Origin of the sequence: Shigella sp. FC1967 (assembly GCF_001743005.1) — a bacterium.
GTDB lineage: Bacteria > Pseudomonadota > Gammaproteobacteria > Enterobacterales > Enterobacteriaceae > Proteus.
The window spans coordinates 1-3,306 of the sequence record NZ_MIIZ01000788.1 but is presented as its reverse complement, the minus strand read 5'-3'; the positions used below and the strand labels follow the sequence as shown (position 1 = coordinate 3,306).

The following is a 3,306-nucleotide window of genomic DNA, read 5'->3' as shown; positions in this document are numbered from 1 at the left end:
CTATCGTCCTAGTGATTAGCCTAATTATTGTCAGCGTGGTGGTGATTATTAACCCACCGTGCGGGGCTGCACTAGGAGAAGAAAGGCTAACTAAACTAGCCGGATCTCTTAAAAACCCCCGCACCGAAAGGCGCGGGGGGTTTTTTTGAGCCTAAGTTTGAAAAAGAGATTAAATAGAAAATAAACTCAAATTAAACAAGAAGTTAAGATGGAAGGGTGAAAGAATGAATGGAGCACAGTGGTTAGTACAGGCATTACGAAAACATCAAGTCGAAACAGTCTTTGGTTATCCTGGCGGTGCGATCATGCCTGTTTACGATGCCCTTTATGATGGAGGTGTTGAGCATGTTTTATGTCGCCATGAACAAGGTGCCGCAATTGCTGCTATTGGTTTTGCTCGTTCTACTGGTACGACAGGTGTTTGTATCGCGACATCAGGCCCAGGCGCTACTAATGTTATCACTGGACTTGCTGATGCATTGTTAGATTCTGTGCCTGTTGTTGCTATCACTGGGCAAGTCGCTTCCAATTTAATTGGTACTGATGCATTCCAAGAGATTGACGTTTTAGGTCTTTCATTAGCGTGTACAAAACACAGTTTTTTAGTTTCGACCGTTGATGAATTACCAAGGGTGTTATCAGAAGCATTTTCTATTGCATCTCAAGGTCGCCCTGGACCTGTTTTAATTGATATTCCTAAAGATGTTCAATTGGCTGATGCTTCCCATTTATCAAATTATGAACTACCAGAAGAGCAAGAATTTCCTTATCCAACGAAAGAGTTGACTCAAGCTAAGCAGATGTTAGCGGAGGCACACAAACCCATTTTGTATGTCGGTGGTGGTGTTGCTATGAGTCATGCAGTGGAAACACTAAGAGAATTTGTGAAGCAAACAAAAATACCCGTTGTTTCTACCTTGAAAGGGCTAGGCTGTGCCGATGCATTCGATGCTAATTATTTAGGTATGTTAGGTATGCATGGTACTAAAGCGGCAAATTATGCCGTGCAACGTAGTGATTTATTAATCGCTGTTGGTGCACGTTTTGATGATCGTGTTACTGGGCGATTAAATACTTTTGCACCTAATGCCAAAGTTATCCATATCGATATTGACCATGCAGAATTAAATAAATTGAAACAGGCGCATGTTGCGTTATTGGGTGATGCGAAAGTGTTATTACCTGCTTTGTCTCAGCCATTATCTATCGCTTCTTGGCAACAAGAAGTACAAGAATTAAAAGCAGAACATGCGTGGCGTTATGATCATCCCGGCGCTGCAATTTATGCTCCATTATTATTAAAACAATTATCAGATGCAAAACCTGAAAATACGGTTGTGACAACGGATGTAGGTCAACATCAAATGTGGTCAGCACAACATATGACATTTGATGCGCCTGAAAATTTTATCACTTCAAGTGGTTTAGGCACCATGGGATTTGGTATCCCAGCGGCAGTTGGTGCTCAAATTGCGAGACCTGATGCATGTGTTATCTGCGTATCTGGTGATGGCTCTTTTATGATGAATGTGCAGGAATTGGGCACAATTAAACGTAAGCAATTACCTATTAAATTAGTGTTATTAGATAACCAACGCCTTGGTATGGTGCGCCAATGGCAAGAGTTGTTTTTTGAACAACGTTATAGCGAAACAATTTTAACAGATAATCCAGACTTTGTTGCCTTGGCAAAAGCTTTTGATATTCCAGGGCAACGCATCACAGAAAAAGCACAGGTTGCTGATGCAATAAAATGTTTATTAGAGAGCGATGGCCCTTACTTATTACAGGTATCTATCGATGACGCAGAAAATGTCTGGCCTTTAGTCCCGCCGGGCGCAAGTAATGATGAGATGATGGAGAAATCAAAATGAACCAACACAATATCACAATTGAAGCCCGTTTTTGTCCAGAGATCTTAGAACGTATCCTGAGAGTTATTCGTCATCGTGGTTTTCATATATGCTCAATGAATATGAATATCACTGAAAGTAATAATATCAATTTAAGTCTGACAGTGAGTAGTCAGCGACCATTAGAACTTCTGTGCAGCCAGTTAACAAAATTAGCTGACGTTGCAGGTATTCAAGTATCACATCAACAGAAAGAAAAATTACGATTCATGAATGCACTAAGTGCCATGTAAGGATAAAAGAATGACAAAGCAAGCTGATTATATTTGGTTTAACGGTGAAATGGTTCCTTGGGCTGAGGCAAAAGTTCATGTGATGTCTCATGCATTGCATTATGGAACTTCTGTGTTTGAAGGTGTGCGTTGTTATGATTCTCATAAAGGCCCAGTGGTCTTTCGCCATCGTGAACACATGCAACGTTTACATGATTCAGCCAAAATTTATCGTATGCCTGTTGAACAAAGCGTTGATGAGTTAATGGAAGCATGTCGTGAAACCTTACGCAAAAACAAATTAGTCAGTGCTTATATTCGTCCATTAGTTTTTATTGGTGATGTTGGTATGGGTGTAAATCCACCTGCGGGTTATAAAACAGATGTGATCATTGCAGCATTCCCATGGGGGGCATATTTAGGTGAGGAGGCGTTAGATAAAGGGATTGATGCGATGGTTTCTTCTTGGCATCGTGCTGCACCAAATACTATTCCAACTGCAGCAAAAGCGGGTGGCAACTATTTATCTTCACTCTTAGTGGGAAGCGAAGCTCGTCGTCATGGTTATCAAGAAGGGATTGCATTAGATGTCCATGGCTACTTATCCGAAGGCGCAGGTGAAAATCTATTTGAAGTAAAAGATGGTGTTATTTTTACACCTCCATTTACTTCATCAGCGCTACCTGGGATCACACGTGATGCCATCATCAAATTAGCAAAAGATCTCGGTTATGAAGTGCGTGAACAAGTCCTTTCTCGTGAATCACTTTATCTTGCAGATGAAGTCTTTATGTCAGGTACAGCCGCAGAGATAACACCAGTACGTAGTGTTGATGGTATTCAAGTCGGTATCGGACGTTGTGGACCCGTGACTAAAGCAATTCAAAAAGCATTCTTTGGTCTGTTCACCGGTGAGACAGAAGATAAATACGGCTGGTTAGATCCAATCAATTCATAAGCATAATCAAATAAATTTATTTAGCGGGTAGCTCGTTCCCTACTCGCTTTCTTTACCGCAGGAGTGTGAAAAATGCCTAAATACCGTTCAGCGACAACGACACATGGTCGTAATATGGCGGGAGCCCGTGCCTTATGGCGTGCAACGGGAATGACGGATGCTGATTTTGGTAAACCTATTATTGCAGTGGTGAACTCATTTACGCAATTTGTGCCGGGTCATG

At 41.4% G+C, this 3,306-nt stretch carries 4 protein-coding genes and 1 pseudogene; all 5 read left to right on the top strand.

The window, feature by feature from the left end:
• Positions 1-2: 2 nt before the first annotated feature.
• Positions 3-77 (top strand): annotated as a pseudogene (locus tag BHE89_RS25715) (IlvGEDA operon leader peptide); the annotation flags it as partial.
• A 147-nt stretch (positions 78-224) separates the two neighbouring features.
• Positions 225-1,874, top strand: a complete 1,650-nt coding sequence (gene ilvG, locus BHE89_RS13000; protein WP_069369928.1) for an acetolactate synthase 2 catalytic subunit — start codon at positions 225-227, stop codon at positions 1,872-1,874.
• Entirely contained in the window at positions 1,871-2,146 is a 276-nt protein-coding gene (gene ilvM, locus BHE89_RS12995) for an acetolactate synthase 2 small subunit (RefSeq protein WP_023583660.1), read from the top strand. The genes ilvG and ilvM overlap by 4 nt, the downstream gene beginning before the upstream one ends.
• A gap of 10 nt (positions 2,147-2,156) precedes the next feature.
• Positions 2,157-3,083, top strand: coding sequence for a branched-chain-amino-acid transaminase (gene ilvE / locus BHE89_RS12990; RefSeq protein WP_069369927.1), 927 nt, complete (start codon positions 2,157-2,159; stop codon positions 3,081-3,083).
• A 72-nt stretch (positions 3,084-3,155) separates the two neighbouring features.
• Positions 3,156-3,306 (top strand): hypothetical protein (locus BHE89_RS25710; RefSeq protein ID WP_171742500.1); only part of this gene is annotated, 151 nt, incomplete at its 3' end.